Source organism: Paenibacillus sp. GCM10027626 (assembly GCF_042676285.1).
Taxonomy (GTDB): Bacteria; Bacillota; Bacilli; order Paenibacillales; family Paenibacillaceae; genus Paenibacillus_Z.
Genome location: NZ_JBHTHC010000003.1, coordinates 228,218 through 254,442, shown reverse-complemented (window position 1 = coordinate 254,442; position 26,225 = coordinate 228,218). Strand labels below are relative to the sequence as shown.

Here is a 26,225-nt window from a genome sequence, read left to right as displayed (position 1 = left end):
AAATAAGGGAGAGGCGAAGCCGGTTGATCAGACAGATCAAAAGCCTCGCCTCAGAAACTATGGGCCCTCAGCCTTGCCGCTATTGACAGAAATGGAGCCGCCATCGCTGCCTTGATCCTCCATTGTGCCGGAGCTTGCTGAAGTCAGCGCTTCGGCGACAAATTCGCGCAGCTTGTCAGCATTGCTGATCATAAGCACGGCCTGCTGACCAACTCTTTGGTCGCTGATCATGTTCATTGGCGGAACCTGCAGCGAGCCGGCCATCTGGCTTTGTATGCCGAGCTTGGCCAGCTCCAGCATATCGGAAGGCTCGAGATTAGATTGGATATAGGGAGCGATGCTTTCGGTAATTTCCTTCATCTGCAGCAGGCTCCAGCCAGATTTCAGCTTATCGGCTACAGCAGAGAGCAGATTGCGCTGCCGCTCGGTGCGCGTGAAATCGCTGAGCTTGTCATGGCGGAAGCGGACATATTGCAGCGCCATGTCGCCATTAAGCAGCTGCTGTCCTTTTTGCAAATTGATGTCATAGCGATTGCCGTCTGCGTTGTCGGTATATTTCATGTTTTTTTCGACATAGAAGTCAATGCCGCCAATAGCGTCGATAAGTGATTTGAAGCCTTCAAAGTCGGTGTAGACATAATATTGAATGTCGAGGCCGAGCATGTTTCCGATCGTTCTCATTGCGAGATTAGGGCCGCCCAGGGCTAATGCCTCATTGGCCTTTCTGTCGCCATAGCCTTCAATCGGAATATACGAATCGCGCAGCACAGAGAGCAGATGAATTTTTTTCGTTGCCGGATCCAAGGATAAGACAAGCATGGAGTCTGAGCGTGCCTTGTCACCCTGCTGAACTCCGCGATTGTCGCCGCCAAGCAATAAAATATTGACCCGTTCCGTACCATTCCATTCATTAGGCTTCATCGTCTCGTCTTCTTCATGATGCCCGATCGGAATGTTTTCTTTTGGCTGATTGAGACTGTCCAAGGCGTTATAAGTGCCTAATAATTGATAACCGGCAAAAATAAGAACAGCAAGCAATAGTACGCCTGCGCCGATTAATGTATACAGCCATGGCTTTTTTAATTTCAGCTTGTTGGCTGCCTTCTGTTGCTTGTACTTTTCTATCCTGGACATGGCGAACCTCCATTCAATCGTGCAGGATTGAAGTCCTGTAATGCTGGATGCAGGAAGCGGCATTTACGTCAAGCAGGAACTGCTGTATTATAACGTATCATAAAATTATAGAATGCAAGTCATAGTGACGCAAGTTTTTCAGGAAATATAAGAAATCGAATAAGACCGACATTTCCCAGGAAATGTCGAGCGGAAGGAGTATAGGAAAATCTAATGCTGGCTATTGATGTCAAAGATTTGCGCAAGCAATTCCGGGTGCAGAAGAACCGTTCCGGCCTGGGAGGCGCTTTAAAGGATCTGTTCAAACGGGAGTACAATGAAATTACAGCGGTAAAGGATATTTCCTTCCAAATTCCGCAAGGGGAAATATGCGGTTATATCGGTGAAAACGGAGCGGGAAAATCGACCACGATCAAGATGCTGACAGGCATCCTTGTGCCGACCTCCGGCCATTTGCGGGTCAATGGCTACGTTCCATATAAAGAGCGGGAAAAATTTGTACGCGGCATAGGCGTTGTGTTCGGGCAACGCAGCCAGCTATGGTGGGATATTGGGGTAATAGAATCGTTTCAGCTGCTGCGCAAGGTGTATAGAGTGCCGGAGGAGGACTTCCGCAAGCGGCTGGATGAGCTGGTAGAGCGGCTGCAGCTGGTGGAGCTGCTTAACCGGCCTGTGCGCAAGCTGAGTCTCGGCCAGCGGATGCGCTGCGAGCTTGTCGCCTCCTTGCTGCATAATCCGTCGATATTGTTTTTGGACGAGCCGACGATCGGGCTTGATATTATGGTAAAGACCGAAATTCGCGAATTTTTGCAAAAAATTAATCGCGAGTACGGAACGACGATTCTGCTGACGACCCATGATTTGCAGGATATCGATGCTTTATGCTCGCGCGTCATTATGCTGGACGATGGGCGCATTATTTATGACGGCGGTTTGGACGAGCTGAAGACGCGCTGGAGCAGAGGACGGGAAATTCATTTTCAATTTGCCCAGGTACCGAAGCTGCTGGAGCTGCGCCGCCTGACGGAAGGGCTGCCTGAAGTCGTCTGGACGGCGGAGGAAATGACAGCCAAGATGTGGCTGCCGCATGCGGTCAATGTGTCCGAGGCGCTGGCGCGCGTGGTTGGCGGCGGAGCGAACATTCGCGACATCAAAATTGTAGAGACCAATACAGATGAAATCGTCCGTGAAATTTATCAGTCCGGCACTGCCTCGCGCGAAGCGACAGAAAAGCTGGCTCAGAAGGAGCCGGTGCTGCATGGCTAGTGCGTATTTGGACCTGATTCGCATCCGTTTCCTGATGATGCTCGCTTATCGGGTTAATTATTATAGCGGTATAGTTATTTATGCCATTAACATTGGCGCTTATTATTTTCTGTGGGCTGCAATCTATGGCGAGCAGGAGCAACTGGGCGGGTTTACACTGGCACAGATGACGACGTACGTTGCCGTGTCCTGGATGGCGCGGGCCTTTTACTTCAACAATCTCGACCGGGAAATCGCGAATGAAATTCGTGACGGCAGTGTAGCCATTCAATTTATCCGGCCTTACTCTTATTTGATAGTGAAGCTAATGCAGGGCTTTGGCGAAGGCATTTTCCGCCTTCTGCTGTTTATGGTGCCGGGGCTGGTCATCGTCTGCCTGCTGTTTCCGGTGAAGCTGCCGACCGATCCGGCAATATGGCTTATTTATTTGGTTATGCTGCTGTTCAGCTTTCTGATCAATACACAGCTCAATATGCTGACCGGTTTGTTCGCGTTCTTTGTAGAAAATAATGAAGGCATGCTGCGGATGAAAAGGGTGCTCGTCGATTTGTTTTCCGGCGTGATTATTCCGATCTCCTTTTTCCCCGGCTGGCTTGCTGCAGTGATGAAATGGTTTCCCTTCCAGGCGATTACCTATTTGCCGAGCTCGGTATTTACAGGCCGTACAGCAGAGGGAGAAGCGCTTCATGTACTAGGCCTGCAGATTGTCTGGTTCGCCGTGCTTATCATTCCGATTTTGCTGATATGGCGGCGGGCCCGCACGCGGCTGTTTGTGCAAGGAGGCTAGAACAAAATGCTATTTTATTTAGGGCTGTGTTGGGAATATCTGAAAAATTATGCGAAGACCAGATTGACTTACCGTGCTGATTTTTGGATCGAAGTTTTATCCGACTTGCTTTTTCAGGGCTTGAATTTGATCTTTATCCTCATTGTTTTTCAGCATACGCCTTCGCTTGGCGGCTGGTCGGAAGCCGAAGTCGTGTTCGTTTACGGTTTCTTTATGGTTCCTTATGGCATTTTCGGAACGTTTTTTAACTTGTGGAATTTCAGTGAGCGGTACATTGTGAAGGGCGAAATGGACCGCGTCCTGACGAGGCCGGCGTACAATCTCTATCAAATTTTGCTGGAAAATATGGACCCGCCTTCGCTGTTCGGCTCTCTGGTTGGCGTCATCATTATGGCGGTCAGCTGGGGCGAGCTTGGCTTGCCGTTTGTGCCGCTCGATATTTTGATGCTTGTTGTTTTCGTGATAGGCGCAGTGCTTGTATATGCAGGGCTGTATACTGCGCTGACGGCCATTTCTTTTTATTCCGACGCGCCGACAGGCATACTGCCGCTGATGTACAATGTACAGAACTATGGGCGCTATCCGGTCAGTATTTACAATAAGACGATTCGTTTCCTGCTGACCTGGGTTTTGCCGTTTGCCTTTGTCGGCGTCATTCCGGCTTCGTACTTTTTGGAACGCAAGGAAGACGAGCTCGCTTCGCTTGCTTTGTTAACTCCGCTTGTAGGCCTCGCCGTGCTGGCGATCGGCTTGTTCGTCTGGAATCGCGGCATTAAACGTTATCGCGGCGCCGGTTCCTAGAGCCCGGGCTTGACCCTGCCGGTTATTTCGCTCAAACTAGAGGGATACTGACGGAAGGGGTGAGGTGTAATGGCGAAAGCAATAGTCGGGCAGAAGGCGCCGCTGTTTACGCTGCCCGCGTCCGGCGGAAAAGAAATTTCACTCGGCGATTATGCGGGGCGCAAGGTCGTGTTATATTTTTATCCAAAGGATTTAACGCCGGCATGCACGCAGCAGTCTTGTGATTTTCGCGATGCAAATGCGGATTTTAATAATTACAACGCGATTATACTGGGGATCAGCATCGACAAGGCGGCGACGCATGACCGGTTTATCGCCAAGTATGGTTTGCCGTTCGAGCTGCTCTCCGATCCCGATCATAAAGTATGCGAGCTGTATGGCGTCTGGCAGTTGAAAAAGCTGTACGGCCGGGAATATATGGGGCTGGTTCGCTCGACCTTTTTGATCGATGAGCAAGGGGTGCTCGTGCGGGAATGGCGCAATATACGCGTAAAAGGGCATGTGCAGGCCGTGCTGGCTGCGGTCAGTGAAACGAATTAGTATAATGGCAGGGGCTATCTTGAAGTAGAGCATTTCTACTATCGGGGTAGCCCTTTCGCATGTCTCCAGCGCAAATCTAGCAGCCGGCAAGTGTAAATATCGCTATTTATGGCGAAGCTGATAGAGACGATCGATAAGGGAGCTGGATGCGATGATTCCGCAAATATGGATGAGAGAAAATGAGGAGGTTCGGCAGGCAGGAGGGGCTGCCGATGAAGAGGAGGCGGCATGGTCGGCTGCTTCGCAGCAATTGCTGAAGCTGATGCTGGGCAAGGTCAATCGTGTGCTGCTGGGCAAGCCGGACGTCGTTAAGCTGACGTTTGCAGCATTGCTGGCTGGTGGACATGTGCTGCTTGAGGACGTGCCCGGTGTCGGCAAGACGCAGCTGGCACGGGCAATTGCGCGGGTAATGGGCGGCCAGTTCCGGCGCATTCAATTTACCGCCGACATGCTGCCTGCGGATGTCTCGGGCGGGATGATGTGGGATGCGGGGCGCGGCGAGCTTGTGTTTCGCCCGGGTCCGTTGATGGCTAATATTGTGCTGGCGGATGAAATCAACCGGACTCCGCCGCGCACGCAATCGGCTTTATTGGAGGCGATGGAGGAGCGCAGTGTAACTGCAGACGGGGAAACGATGCTTTTGCCCCTTCCTTTTATGCTGCTCGCTACCCAAAACCCGCTGCGCGACGAGGGGACATATCCGCTGCCGGAAGCGCAGCTGGACCGGTTTATTATGCGCTTATCAATCGGATACCCTGCTCCGGAGTATGAGGTGCAAATGTTGAGCAATGCCGGCGAAGAGCGTAAGCCTGTCCACCCTGATCAGCTGCGCCCTATCATCATTCCCGAAGAATGGCTCCGCATGCAGCGCGATGTAGGGCGGATTTATATCAATGAGCGGCTGCTGGAATATGCGGTGAATGTCGTATGCGCTACCCGGACGGCGGCAGAGCTTGAGCTGGGCGCCAGCCCGCGCGCTACGCGCGACTGGATTAAGGCGGCGAAAGCGATGGCCTACCTGGACGGCCGGGATTACGTTGTGCCGGATGATCTCAAGGGGACAGCCGAGGCTGTACTGATTCACCGGCTCCTAATGCGCGACGAGGCTCTTTTAGATGGAGCTGCGCCAACTGGGCTGCTGCGCAAGCTGCTGACGCAAACAGCGCTAACGGCAGAGGGCTAAGCTAATGAATAGTCCGCTCTATCGTCGACCTGGAGGCAGACCTGTTATGCGCATGCTGGTCCTTCTTGCCATGCTGCTGCTGGCAGGAGCTGCCACCGCACAGGGGGATTCTTCAGAAATATTGCTGCTGTCTGTTGCTTCATGCATATTGCTGTGCGGCTGGATCTATCCGTACGCGGTTGCACGCGGCATCACGATTCAGCGGGTATATGAGCACCATACAGAGCTATATGTCGAGCTTACGCTGCACAGCCGGCTGCCTTTATTGTTTATGTGGGTGTCCGTAAAGGACGAGCTTAACAATCTAACTACTTCGTCGGCTAATAAAACATCCTATCGATATCTGTATATCCCCTGGCTGAATCGTACTCGTACAATATCTTATTCGGTTGCCCATTTGCGGCGCGGAGCATGGAGTTTTCAGCCAGTCTGTATCGAGGTGGGCGATATGCTCGGGCTGACCGTCCGTTCGCGACGTTTGGCGACCGGGGACGGGAAGCCCGTTCTGGTTATGGCGGGCGGCTTGTCGGCCGAAACGGCGCGAAAATGGCCGGAGCCTGCAGGGCATTATCGCCGCCATGATGAGCTGCCCTGCAGCAGCGCGGCTGCCCATCCTTCTGCTGCTGGCGCAGCGAGCGGAGCCCGGCGGTCAGCTCCGCGTCCCGGGACTGGCCCGGAATCGCGGGTTTACGTGCCCGGAGATCCTCTGCGCCGCGTCAACTGGAAGGCGATGGCCAGAGGGCGGGGGATGCATACGCATGTGGACACGGAGGAAGCGCCGCGGCAAATGCTGATTGTACTGGACGATGCATCGGCAGCGGACGGGCAGGCTGCGGACTGGCTGTTCGATGCTGTGGCCGGAAAAGCGGCCAGGCTGGCGAGACAGGGCTTTGACGATGGATACAGCATTGTTGTAATCGGTATCAACAGCGATCTGCGGCATCTGATTCGCCCCAAAGATAAAGCAGCCCTTCATAAGCTGGAAGAAAAATTGGCATTGCTCCGCCGCGGGAACAAAAACGCGGACAAAGCTGAAGGAGTCAGACGGGCGCTTGCAGAGCTGTCTGCAGGAATGAAGGCAGTCTATGTATCGGCGCAGACCGATTGGCTCGCGCACGAGGCGCAGCCTTGCTTGGCTGCAATGGTGAAGGCGGTCGAGCGGCGAAGGGGGCGCTTTCAATTGCTGCTGATTGCCGATCGCGAAGCGGAGGGGCTCAAGGCTGCAAGGCAGCTCAGCCAGCTTCCGGCATTCGGGCGGCGGTATGCGGCAGTGCTGCCGCTGCCGGCTGAATACAAGCGGACAGCTGTGGTGAAAGGGGGGAGTCTGCTCCATGGAGACCAGCACAGTCAAAGCGGGACAGTCCGGGCAGTTGCGGCAGCCGGAAAAGGCTCCTAACCCGGAGCCTTCCTTTTTTCAAGGATTTTCCTGCCGCTTTGTAGCCAGTCTGCTGCTGTTCGGCATTTTTGTGGAATGGCTGCTGCCGCTGCAGCAGCTGGCGGCATATACGGAGCTGAACCGCTTAAGCCCGGTTATTGCTGCCGTAGGTTGTTTTTTGTTCATTGGCTTATTGGCATTGCCGCCATGGGCGGTCGTGCTGCTGAATGGCGCGATTTGCTTCGGCTCAATCGGGGTTTTCTATAGTGAAGAGATCAATCCCCTTATTGGAGCAAGCCATGCAGTGAAAGTGTTTAGCGGCGATGCGCTGAAACTGCTGTCGGGCGACTTCGCCTTGGGCGGCGAGACAAGAACCTTGCTCCTCATTGCCGGGGTCGGGATGATCGCAGTATCGATGCAGGCTTTAATGTGGCTGCGTCAGTGGGGGCTTGGACTTGCAGGGCTGACGGCGCTTTATTTGCTTCTGCTGCACAGCTTCCTCGGTTTGCAGGTCTATGCCGGACTGGTACGAGCTTTGGCGGAAGGGCTGCTGCTTAACATGCTGCTGCTGCTGCCTCGTCTGCATAGATTGTATACGGCTGCCGATGCTACTGCGGATGCTGACGCCGGCTTTGACGATTGCGGCAGCACCGGGGGAGAGCGCAGCAAGCTGGCCGGCTGGCCGGTACATTGGTGGAAAGGCGCCGCGTGGCTGACGGCGCTGCTGCTATTTGCTGGGGTGCTAATATCGGCAGCAGGCGTAGCGGAGGAAGCGGGACAGCCTTCGCCATGGGCGGCGAGGACGGTAAACTGGGCCAAAAATGCTTTATTCGCCCAGGCGGCGCTGTCGCTGCAAGGAGCGGGCAAAAGAGACGCTGAAGCTTTTACCCGGCAAGAAGGCATGGGTTATGGTGCCGATGACCGCGCGCTGGGAGGGCCGGTCACGCTGCGCAATGATCCGCTTTTTGTTGCCCGCAGCGAGCAGCCGCATTATTGGCGGGCCGAGAGCAAGGACTATTACGACGGGCGCGGCTGGCGGCAGTATGCGCAAAGCATGTCCAACTATTCGCTTTATGATCTCAATCTGGAGCCGCAGGATGCTGGCGGTACCCGCTTAATGTACTCGATTACGGCATTGCATCCCAAAGCGGGTTGGCCGCTGTTGACGGCGGACTCCGGTGCGGAGGCGAAAGTATACGAGTTGGCGCTTGAAAGCGGGCAGAAGCGGAGGGCCCAATACCGGAAGGACGATGTTACTGGCACGCTCTATATGTCTGATGCGGCGGAGCGGGCGCGGGAATATAAGATTGTCAGCGCGGCTTCTGACCGTTTCGGTCTGGCCAAACAGGCAAGCGGCGGTGCGCAAGCAGGAGAAGCGCAAGGAGCAGAAGCGGGCGATCCTGCCGATATTGTGCGCTTAAATACGCAGCTGCCTGCCGGCTTGCCGGCAAGGGTGCGGCAGCTGGCGGATGAGCTGGCGGCCAAGGCGGGCGGGGACCGTTATGAGACGGCGGTCGCGATTGAGGCTTATTTGAAGTCCGCCTATCCTTATGATCTGCAGCATTCTCAAGTGCCGCCGGCGGGACAAGATTTTGTCGATCACTTTTTGTTCGAACAGCGCAGCGGCTATTGTGTTCATTTTGCCACGGCGATGGTTGTGCTTTTGCGAACGCAGGGCATACCTGCGCGGTATGTGAAGGGCTTCGCTCCCGGCGAAGGCGAGCCGCAGGCCGACGGGATCAGCCGCTTCACGCTGCGCGCCAGCGACGCTCATGCTTGGGCGGAGGTGTATTTTCCCGGGACCGGCTGGGTTGCGTTTGAGCCGACCCCGGGCTTTGCCGGGCCGCGCCCCGCTGGCCCTGCCGACGCCCGCGCCAGCGCAGCTGCGCCGCTGCCGGAGCAGCCTGCTGCCCGCGCGGGCATGCGCGCAGCGGCGGCTGCAGCTGCGGCATTCCGCGACGCCGCCGGCAAGCTCCAGGCGGCAGCGCTGCAGGCCGCCTGGCAGGGCGCGCGCGGCGCGCATGCGCTGATGCGCAGCGCCGCTGGCGCCGATGCAGCCGCAGCCGGCCGATGGCTCGGGGCCGGGCTGGCTGCGGCCGCCACAGGCGCCGCCGCCGTATGGGCGGCGCTGTGGCGCAGGAGCGAACGCGGAGCGTTCGCAATCGCGCTGCGCCGGTACGGCAGCGCGGTGCGCGCGAGCCGGGGCGCAGCGGCCCGCGCGCAGTGGGAGCAGCTCGCGGCCGGCGTCTGGCGCGAGCTGTATCGGCGGTGCGGCGCGCCAGGGCCGGGGCGCACCGCACGCGAGTATGCGGCGGCGCTCGAGCTGCCGCCGCAGGAGGCTGCATCCGTGGCCGCGTTCGTGGCCTGGGATGAGCTGGCGCGCTACAGCGCAGACTGGGAGCTGCGGGCGGAGCGCAGGCCGGCCGCGGTGCAAATCGCGCGCATTTATCATTTGGTCCGCCGGCTGTAGAGGCGGGCCGAATGGCATTTTTGCGGCAGCAGCCGCGGCATGCGGCCGAACTTTCCGCATGACTTCTTCACGATCTTATGCGATTCGCCTTGACTGCCCCGAATCACGTTTTATATAATGAATCCATTGATTTGAGGGAGGCTCGGCCATACAATGGAAAATCCAAGTGAAATGATTGTTGTCCTTGATTTTGGCGGACAATACAACCAGTTAATCGCAAGACGCATCAGGGATTTGGGCGTATACAGCGAACTGCTGCCGTACAACACGTCGGTAGAGCGGATCCGCGAACTGCAGCCGAAAGGCATTGTGTTCTCGGGAGGTCCGGCAAGTGTGTACGAAGAAAATTCGCCACTCGTAGACCCGGCTATTTATGAGCTGGGATTGCCAATTCTCGGCATTTGCTACGGCATGCAGATGATGTCCCATCAACTGCAGGGCAAGGTTGAGCGCGCCGGCAAGCGCGAGTATGGCAAAGCGGAAGTAGATTTTGTCTCTGGCTGCAAGCTTGCTCATGGTCTGGACAGCCGGCAGACGGTATGGATGAGCCATAGCGATCTGGTTATTGAGCCGCCGGCGGGCTTTAGCGTCGACGCCTCCACGGAGCATGCGCCGATTGCCGCGATGAGCAATGCTGATCGCCAATTTTATGCGGTACAATTCCATCCGGAAGTCCGGCATTCTGTAAAGGGCAATGAGATCATCCACAACTTCCTGTACCAAGTATGCGGTTGCGCCGGCACTTGGAGCATGGGCGCCTTCATCGATGAAGCGGTGCGCGATATTCGCAATCAAGTGGGCGACAAGAAAGTGCTGTGCGCGCTTTCCGGCGGCGTAGATTCTTCTGTCGTGGCCATGCTGATTCACCGTGCAATCGGCGACCAGCTGACTTGTATGTTTATCGATCACGGTCTGCTGCGCAAAGGCGAGGCCGACGGAGTAATGGAGACATTTGTCGGCAAATTCGATATGAAGGTGGTCAAAATCGATGCCCGCGAGCGTTTCCTCAGCAAGCTGAAAGGCGTCGAAGACCCTGAGAAAAAACGGAAAATTATCGGCAATGAGTTTATTTATGTGTTCCAGGAAGAGTCGGCCAAATTCGACGACTTCGAATTTTTGGCGCAAGGAACGCTTTATACAGATATCGTAGAGAGCGGTACGGCTACTGCCCAAACGATCAAATCGCACCATAATGTCGGCGGGCTGCCTGAAGATATTAAATTCAAGCTCGTTGAGCCGCTGAAGGCTTTGTTCAAGGACGAAGTGCGCAAAGTGGGCGAAGAGTGCGGATTGCCTGAAGAGATCGTATGGCGTCAGCCATTCCCGGGTCCTGGTTTGGCGATTCGCGTGCTTGGCGAGGTTACCGAGGAGAAGCTGCATATTGTCCGCGAATCGGACGCGATTTTGCGTGAAGAAATTATTAAAGCCGGTTTGGGACGGGAAATTTGGCAATATTTCACCGCTCTGCCGAATATGAAAAGCGTCGGCGTTATGGGCGATGTGCGCACTTACTCGTACACGGTCGGCATTCGCGCCGTGACATCGATCGACGGTATGACAGCTGACTGGGCGCGCATTCCATGGGATGTGCTGGAGAAGATTTCGGTGCGGATCGTGAACGAGGTCGACAATGTCAACCGCATTGTTTATGATGTAACCTCGAAGCCGCCGGCAACGATCGAGTGGGAATAAAGTAAAGGACAGAGCGTCTCTTTATCTCAAAATTTGAGAGAAGAGGCGCTTTTTTGCCGAAAGATGCGAATTTTTCTGTTGACAGGCCAGGCAACATCCCTTTTAATAGGATTATTGATTAGAACAGAATTGCATACCTTTTCGTATAATCCCGAGAATAGGCCCGGGAGTCTCTACGAGGTCACCGTAAATGATCTTACTACGAAAAGCAGGAGAAGTCCGCAGCACCGGTCCGCTGTGAGTATTTTTCCTGTTTTGCGGGGAACCTAAGAGAACATGCGCGTACGTATTGCGGCATATTTTTCTTAGGTTTTTTGTTTGTTCTGTACATTTTTTGGGGAGGGTTATTACAAAAATGGACGGTTTCTTTCGCTTGAAGGAACATGGAACAAATGTAAGAACAGAAATTATGGCAGGCCTCACAACTTTCATGACGATGGCGTACATTTTGGCGGTTAATCCCAGCTTGCTTGGCGGAGATGGATTGCTTGACGTTTATTCCGTCTTTTTGGCCACCGCGCTGGCCGCCGGCATTTTCACGATCGCCATGGGATTGTTTGTCAACTTTCCAGTCGCGCTTGCGCCGGGAATGGGATTGAACGCATATTTCGCAGCAACTGTATTGTCGTCGAATGGCAAGATTACCCCGTCGATCGCTCTCACAGCCGTATTTATTTCGGGGATTATATTTATCATTTTGACGGTTACGCAAGTGCGGCAAATGCTGATTACCGCTATTCCGGACAGCTTGAAGCATGCGATTACTGTCGGGATCGGGCTGTTTATTACCATTATCGGACTGAAAAACAGCGGCATTATGACCGTTGCGGTTGAGTCGCTTGCCGATGTTCCGGCGGGCCAATTTACAAATCTGCTCGGATTTGAAACGGTGTTCCACATGGGCAGCATGAGCGATCCAAGTGTATATTTGACGCTTGTCGGCTTGCTGCTGATCTCGGTATTGATGGTGCTGCGCGTTCCTGGCGCAATTTTGTTCGGTATTGTCGGAACGACGATTATCGCCATTTTGACTGGCGATGTCAATGTTAGCGCAGGCTTGTCCGGCCAATCGTGGGCGCCTGATTTCTCGAAGCTGAACTTCTGGGATTTTGATTTCTCCGGCGTATTCGAAGTTGGTCTGATCTCCGTCGTTCTGACGTTCACATTCGTTGAGCTGTTCGATACGTTCGGTACATTGGTGGGAACGGCAACGCGCGCCGGCTATATGAAAGATCCTGAGAAAGGGAAAAAGAAAATCGGCAAAGCGATGTTCGTGGACGCGATCGGCGTCAGCGGCGGTGCGATGCTCGGTACAAGTACAGTAACGGCATTCGTTGAGAGCTCCGCCGGCATTGCGCAGGGCGGACGCACAGGCTTGACGGCTGTGACGACAGGCCTTGGCTTCATTGCCGCATTGTTCCTGTGGCCGGTCATTTCGCTTATTCCGGGCTCAGCTACTGCAGCGGCTCTGATTGTCGTCGGTGTGCTGATGATGCAATCGGTTAAGGAAATCGACTTCGCCGACATGGTCTACGCAATTCCGGCGTTTCTGACCTTTGCTTTCATGCCGTTTACGTACAACATTGCCAACGGTATTTCGGCCGGTATTGTCTCTTACGTTATTTTGGCGACAATTGGCAATATCTCTGGCAAAGGCAAGTATAAAGTACACTGGCTAATGTGGATTCTCGCCATTTTGATTGTACTTCGTTACGGTATTATCGGTGCGAGCTAACAGGAGACAAAATAAAAAACAGCGCTGGACCGGCGCTGTTTTTTATTTCTCGGGGCGCCGAGGGGCGCAATGTTGCCTATTCAGAACTAACTGGATTTTATGTAGGTAAATAAGCAAAAACAGACGTTTTTTTGCTATCTAACTGGAAATGATGCAGCTAGTTCGGAACAAAATGAACCCATCCATCACTATCTTCATTTCTAGCTGCAGTTTTTACATTTAGTCAGGCGATCTCCGCGAAAAAACAAGAAACTAAATGTAAAAATTCCCTTTAGTCGGCCAAGTTACTGTCTGTCAATGTCCCGTTCTCCGACTATTAGGATACGGCCAGAAAATTCACGTCTTTGCCGGACCGTGGGAGACTGTCGATTCTTTGTGGGCATCGTGAGCGCGGGGGAAGCGGATCGTAGATCCGCTTGATCGATCGCTAAACCTTTGCATGAAGCCCGCCGCCTGCCTCCCTGCCGTTAGCAGTCATCATCCGCCGTCATTGCCATCCAGATAGGGCCACCGTACTCCTTTTTTCAGCCGGCAGACAAAGTGTTTTTTCGCGATTTGCGAAAATGTCACAAAAGCGAACCTTTTCAAAAGTTGCTTCATTAAATGTTCGTATTTAGGTTGACAGTGCTTGGAACGATTCGTTAAACTAGAACATGTTGAGAAAGACTGTGATAGAGTCTGATTTCAGTGGGCTGTTAACTAATTTTATATAGAAAGTAGGTTTGGCGCATGTCAGCGAAAGTGGGCGTCATTATGGGCAGCAAATCCGATTGGGATACGATGAAATTAGCCTGCGACGTTCTGGACGAACTGCAAATTCCATATGAAAAAAAGGTCGTCTCGGCGCATCGTACGCCCGATCTGATGTTTGAATATGCAGAAACTGCTGCATCCCGCGGCTTGAAGGTCATCATTGCGGGGGCAGGCGGAGCTGCACATTTGCCCGGCATGGTTGCTGCAAAGACCATATTGCCGGTTATTGGTGTTCCTGTGAAGTCATCCAATCTGAATGGGCTGGATTCTTTGCTGTCGATCGTCCAGATGCCTGGCGGTATCCCTGTTGCGACAGTGGCGATCGGCAATGCCGGGGGGACGAATGCCGGATTGCTGGCAGCGCAAATCATCGGCGCTTTTGAGCCTGACGTGCAGGCGCGCGTGCAGGCGCGGCGCGACCGCATTCAGAGCGAAGTGCTGGAAAGCAGTGAGACGTTATGAGCGAACTGGAGAAGGCGACAGGCGGCCTGGCAGACGGGCAATGCAGCCCTGATGGCCGCGCAATTGCAGCAGATGGCGCTGCGGCAGATCCTGCGGCGAAGGTCATTCTCCCGGGAGCAACGATTGGCGTTCTGGGGGGCGGCCAATTGGGCCGGATGATGGCGAATGCCGGCAGTGCGATGGGTTACCGCTTCGTAACGCTTGATCCGACTGAGGATGCGCCGTGCGGTCAGGTTGCCGAGCAAATTGTGGCCGCTTATGACGATCGCGAGGCTGCTCGCGAGCTGGCCAAGCGCGCGCAGGTGATCACGTACGAATTTGAAAATGTAGATGCGGATGTCGCGGCAATGCTGATGGATGAGTCCTACGTTCCGCAAGGCAGCCGGCTGCTCTATACGACTCAGCACCGGCTGCGCGAGAAGCGCGCGATTGAGGAGGCCGGCGTGCAGGTGGCCCCGTATCGGGAAATACGCAGCGCAGCGGAACTGCGCGAAGGGGTTGCGGCGTTCGGCACGCCATGCGTGCTGAAGACGGCCACAGGCGGATATGACGGCAAGGGGCAATGGGTGATTCGCGGCGAAGCGGAAATTGAAGATGCTTACGCCGAGCTGAGCAAAGCCGGAACAGAGCTTGTGCTTGAGCAATTCATTCATTTTGAGAAGGAATTATCTGTCATCGCAGCCCGCAGCCCGCAAGGTGAAATCCGAACGTTCCCGGCAGCGGAGAACATTCATAAGGACAATATTTTGCATCTGTCCATCGTTCCTGCACGTGTGCGGGAGGAGATTCAGCAGGAAGCGGAAAAGCTGGCAGCGCGCATCGCCGAAGGGCTAGGTGTTGTCGGGTTGATCGCCGTAGAGCTGTTTTTGACGCCGGATGGCAATTTGTATGTGAATGAGCTGGCGCCAAGACCGCATAACAGCGGCCATTACACGATGGAGGCATGCCGGACGTCACAATTTGAGCAGCATGTCCGGGCTGTATGCGGTCTGCCGCTGGGGGATACGGCGTTAATGACGCCGGTCGTCATGGTCAATGTGCTGGGCGAGCATATGGAGCCGCTGCTTGAACGTATGGCCAGACCTGATGCAGAGGCTGCCCGCTATGGGGTAACGCCGAAGCTTCATCTGTATGGCAAGGCCGAGGCCAAGCACAAGCGCAAAATGGGACACGTCAATGTGCTTGCTTCCCGCGTAGAGGATGCGCTTGACTGGATAGAAGCTGCTGGAATATGGAATATCGACTGAACGGCTGATGGCCGCTCCTGCACGTTGCTTAAGAGCGCCGATTCGGCGCGGTACAGACTTGATGCTGAGTGTGTGGGGAGCGGCAGGCCGGAACTTGTTTAAAGATAGATTGTCTAAAATAAGCTTAAGCACTTGTTACAATTATTAGGAGGCGACTTACTCATGAAAGCGACGGTATATGTAACTATTAAACAGAACGTTCTTGATCCGCAAGGCAGTGCCGTTCAAGGCGCGCTGCATTCGATGGGCTTCGAAGAAGTAGGTAAAGTGCGCATTGGCAAATATTTGGAGCTTGAGCTGGATACGACAGACCGTGCAGAGGCGGAAGCGCGTTTGAAAGCGATGTGTGAGAAGCTGCTTGCTAACACGGTTGTTGAAGACTATCGTTTTGAACTGGAGGGGTAACCGATGAAATTTGCAGTAATCGTATTTCCCGGCTCCAACTGTGATATCGACTGCTATAAGGCGGTAGAGGATACGATTGGCCAACCGGTTGACTATGTATGGCATACGGCGACGGATTTGTCCGAATATGATGCCATTCTTGTTCCAGGCGGATTTTCTTACGGCGATTACCTGCGCTGCGGAGCGATTGCCCGCTTTGCGCCGGTTATGAGCGAAGTTGTCAAAGCAGCCGAGCAAGGCAAGTATGTGCTGGGCATTTGCAACGGATTCCAAATTTTGACCGAGGCAGGGCTGCTGCCAGGCGTTTTGCTGCGCAACAACAAGTTGAAATTCCGCTGCCACAGCACGCTGCTGGAAGTGGTTAATGCGAATACGGACTTCACGCGCCAATACAGTGAAGGCGAATTAATCAATATTCCGATCGCTCATGGTGAAGGCAATTACTACTGCGATGAGGCGACGTTGGCTGAACTGAAAGCGAACAACCAAATTGTTTTCCGTTATAAAGCAGGCGCGAATCCGAATGGATCGGTTGAAGATATTGCAGGGATCAGCAACAAGCAGGGCAACGTTGTCGGCATGATGCCGCATCCGGAGCGCGCAGTGGATCAATTGCTCGGCTCTGAGGACGGCAAACGGATGTTTACATCGATTTTGAATGCATGGAGGGAAAAACATGGCGCAGCAGTTAACGGCTAAGGAACCGACAGCGGAACAAATCGCGGATCAGCGCATTTATACGCAGTTTGGTGTGACAGATTACGAATATGAGCTGATTTGCGGATTTCTCGGCCGCAAGCCGAACTATACGGAGATTGGCGTATTCAGCGTTATGTGGTCGGAGCATTGCTCCTACAAAAACTCCAAACCGATTTTGAAAAAGTTCCCGGTTGACGGGCCAAAAGTATTGATGGGACCGGGTGAAGGCGCCGGGATCGTCGATATTGGCGACAATCAGGCGGTCGTCTTTAAAATTGAATCTCATAACCATCCATCTGCGGTTGAGCCTTACCAAGGTGCGGCAACCGGTGTCGGCGGTATTCTGCGCGACATCTTCTCGATGGGCGCCCGCCCGGTTGCGCTGCTGAACAGCTTGCGCTTCGGCAAGCTGGACAATCCGCGCGTTAAATATTTGTTCGAAAATGTCGTTGCCGGTATTGCCGGCTATGGCAACTGTATCGGTGTTCCAACCGTTGCCGGCGAAGTTATGTTTGATGAAAGCTACGAGGGCAACCCGCTCGTTAATGCGATGTGCGTAGGCCTTATCGATCATGATAAAATTCAGCGCGGCGTTGCTAAAGGTGTCGGCAACCCGGTATTTTACGTCGGTCCGGCTACCGGCCGCGACGGTATTCACGGCGCAACCTTCGCCTCGGTCGAACTGTCCGAGGAATCGGAAGAGAAGCGTACCGCTGTTCAAGTCGGTGATCCGTTCATGGAGAAGCTGGTTATGGAAGCTACCCTTGAACTGATCGACTCCGGCATCGTGCTTGGCATTCAAGATATGGGCGCTGCCGGCCTCACTTGTTCGAGCGCCGAGATGGCTTCGAAAGCGGGCAACGGCCTGGAACTGTATCTGGATGAAGTGCCGCAGCGGGAAGAAGGCATGACGCCTTATGAAATGATGCTTTCCGAATCGCAGGAACGCATGCTGTTCGTCGTTGAGCCGCAGCATGAGGAGCAGGCGAAAGAAATTTTCGAGCGCTGGGGCATTATCTGCGCCAAGGTTGGCAAAGTAACGGACGACGGCCGTTTGCGACTGTTCCATAAAGGGGAGCAAGTGGCAGATATGCCGGTCAAAGCGTTAGTAGACGAGTGTCCGGTATATAATAAGCCGTCGGAAGAACCGGCTTACTACGCAGAGAATGGCGCGGTCGATACGACTGCTTATGAAGAAGTGGCCGATTTGACCGCTGCGCTCAAGCAAGTGCTGGCATCGCCGACTGTGGCGAGCAAGGAATGGGTCTACAACCAGTATGACTACATGGTGCGTACGAGCACAGCTGTTCAGCCGGGCTCCGATGCCGCTGTCGTAACGATCCGCGGCACGCGCAAGGCGCTGGCGATGACGACGGACTGCAACGGCCGCTATGTTTATCTTGATCCGGAAGTGGGCGGCCGAATCGCGGTAGCTGAGGCAGCGCGCAATATCGTATGCTCGGGTGCAGAGCCGCTGGCCATTACCGATAACCTTAACTTCGGCAATCCGGAGAAGCCGGACGTATTCTGGCAGATCGAGAAATCGGCCGACGGCATGTCGGAAGCTTGCCGCGTGTTAAATACACCGGTTATTGGCGGCAATGTCAGCTTGTACAATGAAAATGCCAAAGGTGCGATCTACCCGACGCCGGTAATCGGCATGGTAGGCCTCGTTCATGATGTTGACCATATTACGACGCAAAACTTCAAAGCCGAAGGCGATATTATTGTGCTGCTTGGCGAGACGAAGCATGAATTCGGCGGCAGCGAACTGCAATATGTGGTGCATGGCAAAACAGAAGGGCGCCCGCCGCAAATCGATCTGGCAGCCGAGAAAAACCTGCTTGACGGCGTGCTGGCAGCAATTCAGCAAGGGCTGGTAGCATCGGCGCATGACTTGTCTGAAGGCGGATTGGCGGCTGCGCTTGCTGAGTCGGCCATTAGCGGCGGCCTTGGCGCAAACGTGAATGTACAAACTGAATTGCGTGCCGATGCGGCATTGTTCAGTGAGTCGCAATCGCGCATCCTCTTGTCGGTGAAGCCTGAGAAGGCAGCGCAGCTGAAGGCTGTCTTGGCTGATTATGGTGTGCCAAACGTAGAAATTGGCGTTGTTGAAGGAAAAGAACTGAAAGTTGATGTGAACGGCAAACCTGCTATCGCTTCACCGGTCGAACAGTTGGAGCGGGCTTGGAAGGATGCGATTCCATGTCTTATGAAGTAACACAAACACCGAAGCTGTGGACAGGTTCTCACTATAATGAGGGCAATGGCCGCGACGATATTTTTGATAAATTGCGTGAAGAATGCGGCGTATTCGGGGTGTGGAACATCCCGAACGCTTCTTCTCTTACGTACTACGGTCTGCACGCCCTGCAGCACCGCGGCGAAGAGAGCGCGGGGATTTGCACGGTCGATCCGGAGCAAAATTATGCGTTCAATTATTGCCGCGATCTGGGGCTTGTCAAAGAAGTGTTTGACCAGGATAAGCTGAACGCTTTGACGGGCAACCGGGGAATCGGCCATGTTCGCTATTCGAATGCGAGTGCCAACAATTTGGCCAATGCACAGCCGCTGATCTTCAAATATCGCGATGGCGATCTGGCGATTGCGACCAACGGCAGCATTGTCAATGCGCCCGAGATCAGGGCGGAATTGGAGGCATCGGGCTCGATCTTCCAGACGACCAGCGATATGGAAGCTATTGCCCATCTGATTGCGCGCTCCAGCGAAGATTTTGTTACAGCTGTTAAGAATGCTCTGCAGCGGTTGACAGGCGGCTTCGCGATTCTCATTATGACGAATGACAAATTGATTGCAGCTTCGGACGCCCATGGCTTGCGGCCGCTGGCAATGGGCCGGCTGGGCGAAGGGTATGTGTTTGCTTCAGAGACTTGTGCATTTGAAACAGTAGGCGCTTCTTTCGAGCGCGATATGCAGCCGGGAGAAATGGTCATTATCGACGAGCATGGCCTGGAAAGCATTCGCTTCGCCGAGCTGACGCGCCGGGCCATCTGCTCGATGGAGTTTATTTATTTCGCGCGTCCGGACAGCGATATTAACGGCATCAACTTGCATGCCTCGCGCAAACGGATGGGGCGGAATATGGCGATCGAATCGTTCGTGGATGCCGATGTCGTTACCGGGGTGCCGGATTCCAGCATTTCGGCGGCGATTGGCTATGCCGAGCAAACCGGCATCCCGTATGAGCTTGGTTTGATCAAAAACAAATATACAGGGCGCACCTTCATTCAGCCTTCCCAGGAATTGCGGGAAAAAGGGGTTAAAATGAAGCTGTCCGCCGTGCGCAAGGTTGTGGAAGGCAAGCGGGTCGTTATGATCGACGATTCGATTGTCCGCGGCACGACATCGCTGCGCATCGTCAATTTGCTGCGAGAGGCAGGGGCGACGGAGGTCCATGTGCGCATTACATCACCGCCGTTCATGAACCCATGCTACTACGGCATCGATACACCGAGCCGCAAGGAACTGATCGCTGCGCAAAAATCGATCGAAGAAATTCGGCAGGCTATCAATGCCGATTCATTGGCCTTCTTGTCCCATCAAGGGCTGATCGATGCGGTTGGCGGCGGTGAAGGCGAAATCAATCGCGGCATGTGTATGGCTTGTTTCGATAATAATTATCCAACCGTTGTCGAAGACAACGATAACTGATTTCTATATTCAGAGGGAGTGACCACTGTGGCAGAAGCGTACAAACAAGCTGGTGTCGATATCGCGGCTGGCAACGAAGCGGTTGAACGGATGAAAAAGCACGTCAAAAAGACGTTCCGTCCTGAGGTGCTGACCGATCTCGGCGGCTTTGGCGGCTTGTTCGGCCTGAACAAGGATAAGTATGAGGAGCCGGTTCTGGTTTCCGGCACTGACGGTGTCGGCACAAAGCTGAAAATCGCCTTTGCCATGGATAAGCACGATACCATCGGCATCGACGCGGTAGCGATGTGCGTGAATGACATTATTGTCCAAGGGGCGGAGCCGCTCTTCTTCCTCGATTATCTGGCATGCGGCAAAGTCGTGCCGGAGAAAATCGAAGCGATCGTCAAAGGCATCTCCGACGGCTGCGTGCAGTCCGGCTGCGCCTTGATCGGCGGCGAAACGGCAGAAATGCCCGGCATGTATGACAGCGAAGAATATGATATCGCCGGATTTACGGTAGGGATCGTAGATAAGAAAAAAATGATCGACGGCAAATCGATTGCGGCAGGCGATGCCGTCATCGGCTTGGCATCGAGCGGCATTCACAGCAACGGCTTCTCGCTTGTCCGCAGGCTGCTGCTTGAGCAATCCGGATACAGCCTGCAGGATACGCTTCCGGAGCTTGACGGCAAGCAACTGGGCGAGGTCGTGCTTGAGCCTACGCGTATTTATGTAAAGGCAGTGCTTGAATTGATCAAGCGAGTTGAGGTTAAAGGTATGGCGCACATTACAGGCGGCGGCTTTATCGAGAATATTCCGCGCGTCCTGCCTGAAGGCGTTAATGTCGATATCGAGTACGGCTCCTGGCCGATTCAGCCGATTTTCAATCTGATGCAGGAGAAGGGCGCCATTACGAATCGCGATATGTTTACAACTTTCAATATGGGGATTGGCATGGTGATCGTGGTTCCTGCGGATCAAGCGGAAGAAGCGCTGCGTGCAGCCCGCGAGCTGGGTGAGGACGCATACCGGATCGGCACAGTCACAACGGGCAGCGGTATCGTTACATTTACAGGGGCTAACGTGTAATGGCGAGGTTGCGCATTGCTGTATTTGCATCCGGGCAAGGCACCAATTTCCAAGCTGTGGTCCATGCAGCCAGCCAAGATCAGCTCGAGGGCGCAAGCCTCGAGCTTCTTGTTTGTGACAAGCCGGAGGCGCCGGTAGTAGAGCGGGCCAAACGGGCGGGCATCGACACCTTCCTGTTCCGCCCCCGCGACTATGAATCCCGCGAGGCCTATGAAACAGAAATTCGCGCAGAGCTTGAACGGCGCGGGATCGGGCTTATTGTATTGGCCGGCTATATGCGGATTATTACTTCCGTGCTCGTCGAGCCTTATGCCGGTCGTATGATTAATATCCATCCGGCGCTGCTGCCTTCTTTTCCAGGCATCAACGGCATCGGGCAAGCGCTCGACTATGGCGTTAAGGTGACGGGGGTAACGGTTCATTTTGTCGATGGCGGCATGGATACCGGGCCAATCATAGCTCAGCGTACGGTTGAAGTGGAAGATGATGATACGGAAGAAACGCTGGCGCTGCGCATTCACGCGGCGGAGCAGCAGCTGCTGCCATGGGTGGTTAGACGGATTGCTGCCGGGGCGGTAACTTTGCAAGGCAAGCATGTAACGATTACTAAGGAGGAAATGTAATGGCGATTCGCAGAGCGTTAATCAGTGTATCGGACAAAACGGGCATTGTTGAGTTTTCCCGCGAGCTTGCAGCACTTGGCGTGCAAATTATTTCGACGGGCGGTACAGCCAGCCTGCTGGAGAAGGAAGGCGTGCCGGTAATCGGCATTTCCGATGTAACCGGCTTTCCGGAAATTTTGGACGGTCGTGTCAAAACGCTGCATCCAGCCGTTCATAGCGGCCTGCTCGCAATACGTGACAATGCCGGTCATCAGCAAGCGATGAAAGAGCTGGGACTGGATTATATCGATCTGGTCGTCGTTAACCTGTATCCGTTCGCGGCGACAATTGCCAAGCCGGATGTAACGTATGAGGATGCGATCGAAAATATCGATATCGGCGGCCCTACGATGCTGCGCTCGGCGGCAAAAAACCATGCGTTTGTAACGGTTGTCGTCGATTCCGCCGATTATGCCGGCATTATCGAAGAAGTGAAGGCAGGCGGCGACACGTCGCTTGAGACGCGCAAACGTCTGGCGGCCAAAGTATTCCGTCATACCGGCGCTTATGATGCGCTGATTTCCGATTACTTGTCCAAGCTGCAGGGCGACCCGCTGCCTGAGCGCTTAACGGTAACTTACGAAAAGGTGCAGGACTTGCGTTATGGCGAAAATCCGCATCAGAAAGCAGCCTTCTACCGCAAGCCGCTGGCTGCGGAAGGCAACATTACGACAGCCGAGCAGCTGCACGGCAAGGAGTTGTCGTACAACAACATTAACGATGCAAACGCCGCACTGGCGATCGTGAAGGAATTCGATGAGCCTGCTGTCGTTGCCGTTAAACATATGAACCCTTGCGGCGTCGGCATTGGCGCTACGATCCATGAAGCATACGAGAAAGCGTATAATGCTGACCAAACTTCAATTTTCGGCGGCATCGTGGCGGCCAACCGCACAATCGGTGCGGATACCGCCCAATTGCTTTCCGAGATTTTCCTGGAAATCGTTCTGGCGCCTGACTTTACGCCGGAAGCGCTGGAAATTTTGACGAAGAAAAAGAATATCCGCCTGCTGAAGCTGGGCGAATTCCAAGCGGCGCGCGAGCGTCAGCCGGAATGGCTCGTGACGGGCATCGAGGGCGGCATGGTTGTACAGGAAAGCGACGTGCACAGCCTGACTGCCGAGGATCTGACTGTCGTTACCGACCGCCAGCCGACTGAAGAAGAGCTGAAGCAGCTGCTGTTCGGCTGGAAGGTCGTGAAGCATGTGAAATCGAACGCGATTTTGCTGGCGGCCGACAATATGACCGTAGGCGTAGGCGCCGGTCAAATGAACCGCGTCGGCGCTGCGCGCATTGCGATTGAGCAAGCCGGTGAAAAAGCGAAAGGCGCAGTGCTCGCTTCGGATGCCTTCTTCCCGATGGGCGATACGCTGGAGCTGGCAGCGAAAGCCGGCATCACAGCCGTTATTCAGCCGGGCGGATCAGTTAGAGACGCAGAGTCGATCGCAGTAGCGAATGCCAACAATATCGCCATGGTCGTTACCGGCGTGCGTCATTTCAAACATTAATATCAGCTTCATCTTTTCAAATGCGGAGGAGGAATTACGATGCGGATTTTGGTCATTGGCGGCGGCGGCCGCGAGCATGCCATTGTATGGGCATTGGCAAACAGCGAGAAGGTCAAGCAGCTGTATTGCGCACCCGGCAACGCCGGCATTGCCGAGCTGGCGGAATGTGTGCCGATTGCGGTCAGTCAATTTGATGAGCTGACCACGTTTGCGCTGGATCATGCGATCGATCTGGTTGTCGTTGGACCGGACGATCCGCTGGCTGACGGCATTGTCGACGCATTCGAGGCGAAGAATATTCCGGCATTCGGTCCGCGCAAAAATGCGGCGGAAATTGAAGGCAGCAAAATTTTCATGAAAAATTTGCTCAAAAAATATAATATCCCTACTGCCAAATATGAGACGTTTACCAACTATGAGCAGGCGCTGGCGTACTTGCGCGAGCAGCAGGCGCCGATCGTCGTGAAGGCGGACGGACTGGCCGCCGGCAAGGGCGTTACGGTTGCCCATACGATCGCGGAAGCGGAGCAGGCGCTGCAGGATATGATGGTTAACAAAGTATTCGGCCAATCCGGCGGGCAAGTCGTTATTGAAGAATATTTGACAGGACAGGAGATGTCCATTCTCGCATTTGTCGATGGCGAGACGGTCCGCCCGATGGCGCCGGCGCAGGATCATAAGCCGGTCTTCGACGGGGACATGGGGCCGAATACAGGCGGTATGGGGACATATTCTCCGCTGCCGCATATCGATCCGGCGATCGTCGAGGAAGCAATCAACAATATCGTAGTGCCGACTGCGAAAGCGATGGTCAGCGAAGGAAGACCGTTCCGCGGCGTGCTGTTTGCCGGATTGATGATCACGGAGAACGGGGTCAAAACGATCGAGTTCAATGCGCGCATGGGCGATCCGGAAACTCAGGTCGTGCTGACGCGCCTGCAAACCGATCTGCTCGATATCATTCTGGCTGCGATGAACGGACAGCTGGATAAAATCGATATTCAATGGAGCGATGAGGCGGCTGTCTGTGTCATTGCGGCTTCCGAGGGTTATCCAGCATCCTATCCGAAAGGACGGGCGATCAGCGGGCTGGAGGCGGCGGCTGCGCAAGGGGCGCTCGTATTCCATGCCGGTACGGCCAAGCAGGACGGGCAATTTGTAACGAATGGCGGACGGGTGCTCGGCATCGTCGGCCGCGGCCGGGATATTGCCGAAGCGCGCGCACGCGCTTATGAGGCTGTTTCGGTTATACATTTTGAAGGCATGCATGTGCGGAGCGATATCGCGGCGAAAGCGCTGCGTTAGCGTTAGGCTGGCGAATATATAGAAGGAGAGCCGTCTCACTGTAGTTTTGCACTGCAGAAGAGACGGCTCTTCCTTTTTTTAGCGCCACGAAGCGGCAAATTGTGCTATAGTTTTACTATAAAATCAAGCGATCGGTTGCACTAGCGATCAAGTCAGGAAGTGGACAATCAAAGTTATGAGTACGAAGGCGGAAAGTTATTCATCGTCGCCGGCAGCTGCCGCGGCGAAGGCGACAGTATTCCCTATTCTGTTTGCCATCAGCATCGTGCATATGTTGAATGATACGATGCAATCGACAGTATCTGCGCTTTTCCCGATTCTGAAGTCGGAGCTCAGCCTGACCTACACCCAGGTAGGCATCATTGCGTTAGCTATGAACTTGACGGCATCCGTGCTGCAGCCGCTGATCGGACGCTATGCCGACATAAGGCCGCTGCCGGTTTTGCTGCCGGTCGGCGTCTGTTTTACTTTAGCGGGCATTATAGCGCTGGCGCTGGCGCCGTATTATGGCGTTATTTTGCTGGCGGTCATCTCGATGGGGATCGGCTCGGCCATTTTTCACCCCGAATCTTCGCGAGTCGCCTACCTGGCCGCAGGCTCGAGGCGTGGGCTGGCGCAGTCGATCTTTCAGGTCGGAGGAAATTTCGGCAGTTCGCTGGGCCCGATCATGACAGCTGTGCTGTTTGTACATACCGGACAAATTGGTGTTATCTGGTTTGCTTTTGCCGCGCTTGCCGCAATTGCCATTCAAATTTATGTAGCCAGATGGTATAGCGCCCAGCAGCTGCTACCGCGCAGGGCAGTCAAGCCGCGGGCAGCCGATAAGCCGGCCGGCGCCAAAGGCTTGACGCGCAAGCAAGTGATGTGGGCCGTCGTCATTCTTGTCTTTCTCGTCGTATCCAAAAATGTCTATATGGCGAGCATCACCAGCTATTATACGTTTTATTTGATCGGCGATTACGGCGTATCGGTCAGCAGCGCGCAATGGTTCTTGTTTGCATTCTTGGCGGCTGCGGCGGCAGGCACGTTTTTCGGCGGGCCGATGGCCGATCGTTACGGGCGGCGCAACATTATTTGGTTTTCCATTTTAGGAACGGCGCCATTCTCAATTTTGCTTCCGTTTGCCAATTTATTTTGGACGGGCGTGCTTGCGGTGCTTGCCGGATTTATTTTGTCGTCGGCATTTTCGATTATTGTCGTATATGCGCAAGAATTGATGCCTGGCAAGGTCGGATTGGTGTCAGGGCTGTTCTTTGGGCTCGCATTCGGCATTGGCGGGCTCGGCTCCGCTTTGCTGGGATGGATTGCCGACGAGACGAGCATCTCGTTTATTATGAAAGTGTGCGCCTTTTTGCCGCTGCTTGGCATATTGGCTGTATTGCTGCCCAAGGATGATCAGGTTCAAGGGTTTGAATAATCGGGGAATCGACATTTTACGCAATGAATATATAAGGTAAG

The 26,225-nt window shown here is 54.3% G+C and carries 21 protein-coding genes and 1 riboswitch; of the genes, 20 read left to right on the top strand and 1 reads right to left on the bottom strand.

All coding sequences use genetic code 11. The features are described from left to right. Nucleotides 1-57: 57 nt before the first annotated feature. A complete protein-coding gene (locus ACFQ0N_RS08225) occupies nucleotides 58-1,134 on the bottom strand; it encodes an LCP family protein (protein WP_379324734.1) in 1,077 nt (358 codons plus the stop codon). A gap of 213 nt (nucleotides 1,135-1,347) precedes the next feature. On the opposite strand from ACFQ0N_RS08225, the gene ACFQ0N_RS08220 reads away from it, so the two are divergent. The 20 genes from ACFQ0N_RS08220 to ACFQ0N_RS08125 all read left to right on the top strand — a co-directional run bounded on the left by ACFQ0N_RS08220 (nucleotide 1,348) and on the right by ACFQ0N_RS08125 (nucleotide 26,184). Beyond that, a complete protein-coding gene (locus tag ACFQ0N_RS08220; protein ID WP_379324732.1) occupies nucleotides 1,348-2,400 on the top strand; it encodes an ABC transporter ATP-binding protein in 1,053 nt (350 codons plus the stop codon). Beyond that, nucleotides 2,393-3,187 (top strand): ABC transporter permease, encoded by a 795-nt coding sequence (locus tag ACFQ0N_RS08215; protein WP_379324730.1) that lies wholly within the window; start codon nucleotides 2,393-2,395, stop codon nucleotides 3,185-3,187. Before ACFQ0N_RS08220 ends, ACFQ0N_RS08215 begins: the two co-directional genes overlap by 8 nt. Nucleotides 3,188-3,193: 6 nt before the next feature. Next, nucleotides 3,194-3,988 carry an ABC transporter permease gene (locus ACFQ0N_RS08210; RefSeq protein WP_379324728.1) on the top strand — a complete coding sequence of 265 codons (795 nt, stop codon included), beginning with the start codon at nucleotides 3,194-3,196 and terminating at the stop codon, nucleotides 3,986-3,988. Between the two features lie 69 nt (nucleotides 3,989-4,057). Continuing rightward, nucleotides 4,058-4,528, top strand: a complete 471-nt coding sequence (gene bcp / locus ACFQ0N_RS08205; RefSeq protein ID WP_379324726.1) for a thioredoxin-dependent thiol peroxidase — start codon at nucleotides 4,058-4,060, stop codon at nucleotides 4,526-4,528. 262 nt (nucleotides 4,529-4,790) lie between these two features. Then, complete coding sequence (locus ACFQ0N_RS08200) at nucleotides 4,791-5,711, top strand: AAA family ATPase (protein WP_483874987.1); 921 nt, start codon at nucleotides 4,791-4,793, stop codon at nucleotides 5,709-5,711. Between the two features lie 46 nt (nucleotides 5,712-5,757). Continuing rightward, the gene (locus tag ACFQ0N_RS08195) at nucleotides 5,758-7,107 is read left to right on the top strand and encodes a DUF58 domain-containing protein (protein WP_379324721.1); all 1,350 of its coding nucleotides are present in this window, start codon (nucleotides 5,758-5,760) and stop codon (nucleotides 7,105-7,107) included. Then, complete coding sequence (locus tag ACFQ0N_RS08190; RefSeq protein WP_379324719.1) at nucleotides 7,043-9,556, top strand: transglutaminase-like domain-containing protein; 2,514 nt, start codon at nucleotides 7,043-7,045, stop codon at nucleotides 9,554-9,556. Before ACFQ0N_RS08195 ends, ACFQ0N_RS08190 begins: the two co-directional genes overlap by 65 nt. A gap of 153 nt (nucleotides 9,557-9,709) precedes the next feature. Continuing rightward, on the top strand, nucleotides 9,710-11,248 hold the full coding sequence (guaA, locus tag ACFQ0N_RS08185; RefSeq protein WP_379324717.1) for a glutamine-hydrolyzing GMP synthase: 1,539 nt from the start codon (nucleotides 9,710-9,712) through the stop codon (nucleotides 11,246-11,248). Nucleotides 11,249-11,369: 121 nt separating this feature from the next. Then, a riboswitch (purine riboswitch) is annotated at nucleotides 11,370-11,470 on the top strand. A gap of 133 nt (nucleotides 11,471-11,603) precedes the next feature. Then, nucleotides 11,604-12,983 carry an NCS2 family permease gene (locus ACFQ0N_RS08180; protein WP_379324715.1) on the top strand — a complete coding sequence of 460 codons (1,380 nt, stop codon included), beginning with the start codon at nucleotides 11,604-11,606 and terminating at the stop codon, nucleotides 12,981-12,983. A 729-nt stretch (nucleotides 12,984-13,712) separates the two neighbouring features. Next, nucleotides 13,713-14,198: a 5-(carboxyamino)imidazole ribonucleotide mutase gene (gene purE / locus ACFQ0N_RS08175; protein ID WP_379324713.1), complete on the top strand. Its 486-nt coding sequence runs from the start codon at nucleotides 13,713-13,715 to the stop codon at nucleotides 14,196-14,198. Then, the gene (gene purK / locus ACFQ0N_RS08170; RefSeq protein ID WP_379324711.1) at nucleotides 14,195-15,445 is read left to right on the top strand and encodes a 5-(carboxyamino)imidazole ribonucleotide synthase; all 1,251 of its coding nucleotides are present in this window, start codon (nucleotides 14,195-14,197) and stop codon (nucleotides 15,443-15,445) included. Before purE ends, purK begins: the two co-directional genes overlap by 4 nt. Nucleotides 15,446-15,607: 162 nt before the next feature. Then, the gene (gene purS, locus ACFQ0N_RS08165; RefSeq protein ID WP_379324709.1) at nucleotides 15,608-15,850 is read left to right on the top strand and encodes a phosphoribosylformylglycinamidine synthase subunit PurS; all 243 of its coding nucleotides are present in this window, start codon (nucleotides 15,608-15,610) and stop codon (nucleotides 15,848-15,850) included. 3 nt (nucleotides 15,851-15,853) lie between these two features. Then, nucleotides 15,854-16,549 (top strand): phosphoribosylformylglycinamidine synthase subunit PurQ, encoded by a 696-nt coding sequence (gene purQ, locus ACFQ0N_RS08160; protein WP_379324707.1) that lies wholly within the window; start codon nucleotides 15,854-15,856, stop codon nucleotides 16,547-16,549. Then, entirely contained in the window at nucleotides 16,527-18,770 is a 2,244-nt protein-coding gene (gene purL, locus ACFQ0N_RS08155; RefSeq protein WP_379324705.1) for a phosphoribosylformylglycinamidine synthase subunit PurL, read from the top strand. The genes purQ and purL overlap by 23 nt, the downstream gene beginning before the upstream one ends. After that, nucleotides 18,755-20,221, top strand: coding sequence for an amidophosphoribosyltransferase (gene purF, locus ACFQ0N_RS08150; protein WP_379324703.1), 1,467 nt, complete (start codon nucleotides 18,755-18,757; stop codon nucleotides 20,219-20,221). The genes purL and purF overlap by 16 nt, the downstream gene beginning before the upstream one ends. 27 nt (nucleotides 20,222-20,248) lie before the next feature. Continuing rightward, nucleotides 20,249-21,292, top strand: coding sequence for a phosphoribosylformylglycinamidine cyclo-ligase (gene purM / locus ACFQ0N_RS08145; RefSeq protein WP_379324701.1), 1,044 nt, complete (start codon nucleotides 20,249-20,251; stop codon nucleotides 21,290-21,292). Continuing rightward, on the top strand, nucleotides 21,292-21,915 hold the full coding sequence (gene purN / locus ACFQ0N_RS08140) for a phosphoribosylglycinamide formyltransferase (RefSeq protein WP_379324699.1): 624 nt from the start codon (nucleotides 21,292-21,294) through the stop codon (nucleotides 21,913-21,915). Before purM ends, purN begins: the two co-directional genes overlap by 1 nt. Continuing rightward, nucleotides 21,915-23,462: a bifunctional phosphoribosylaminoimidazolecarboxamide formyltransferase/IMP cyclohydrolase gene (gene purH / locus ACFQ0N_RS08135; protein ID WP_379324696.1), complete on the top strand. Its 1,548-nt coding sequence runs from the start codon at nucleotides 21,915-21,917 to the stop codon at nucleotides 23,460-23,462. The genes purN and purH overlap by 1 nt, the downstream gene beginning before the upstream one ends. Nucleotides 23,463-23,501: 39 nt before the next feature. Then, nucleotides 23,502-24,767, top strand: a complete 1,266-nt coding sequence (gene purD / locus ACFQ0N_RS08130) for a phosphoribosylamine--glycine ligase (protein WP_379324694.1) — start codon at nucleotides 23,502-23,504, stop codon at nucleotides 24,765-24,767. 175 nt (nucleotides 24,768-24,942) lie between these two features. Continuing rightward, nucleotides 24,943-26,184 carry an MFS transporter gene (locus tag ACFQ0N_RS08125; protein ID WP_379324692.1) on the top strand — a complete coding sequence of 414 codons (1,242 nt, stop codon included), beginning with the start codon at nucleotides 24,943-24,945 and terminating at the stop codon, nucleotides 26,182-26,184. Nucleotides 26,185-26,225 lie beyond the last annotated feature (41 nt).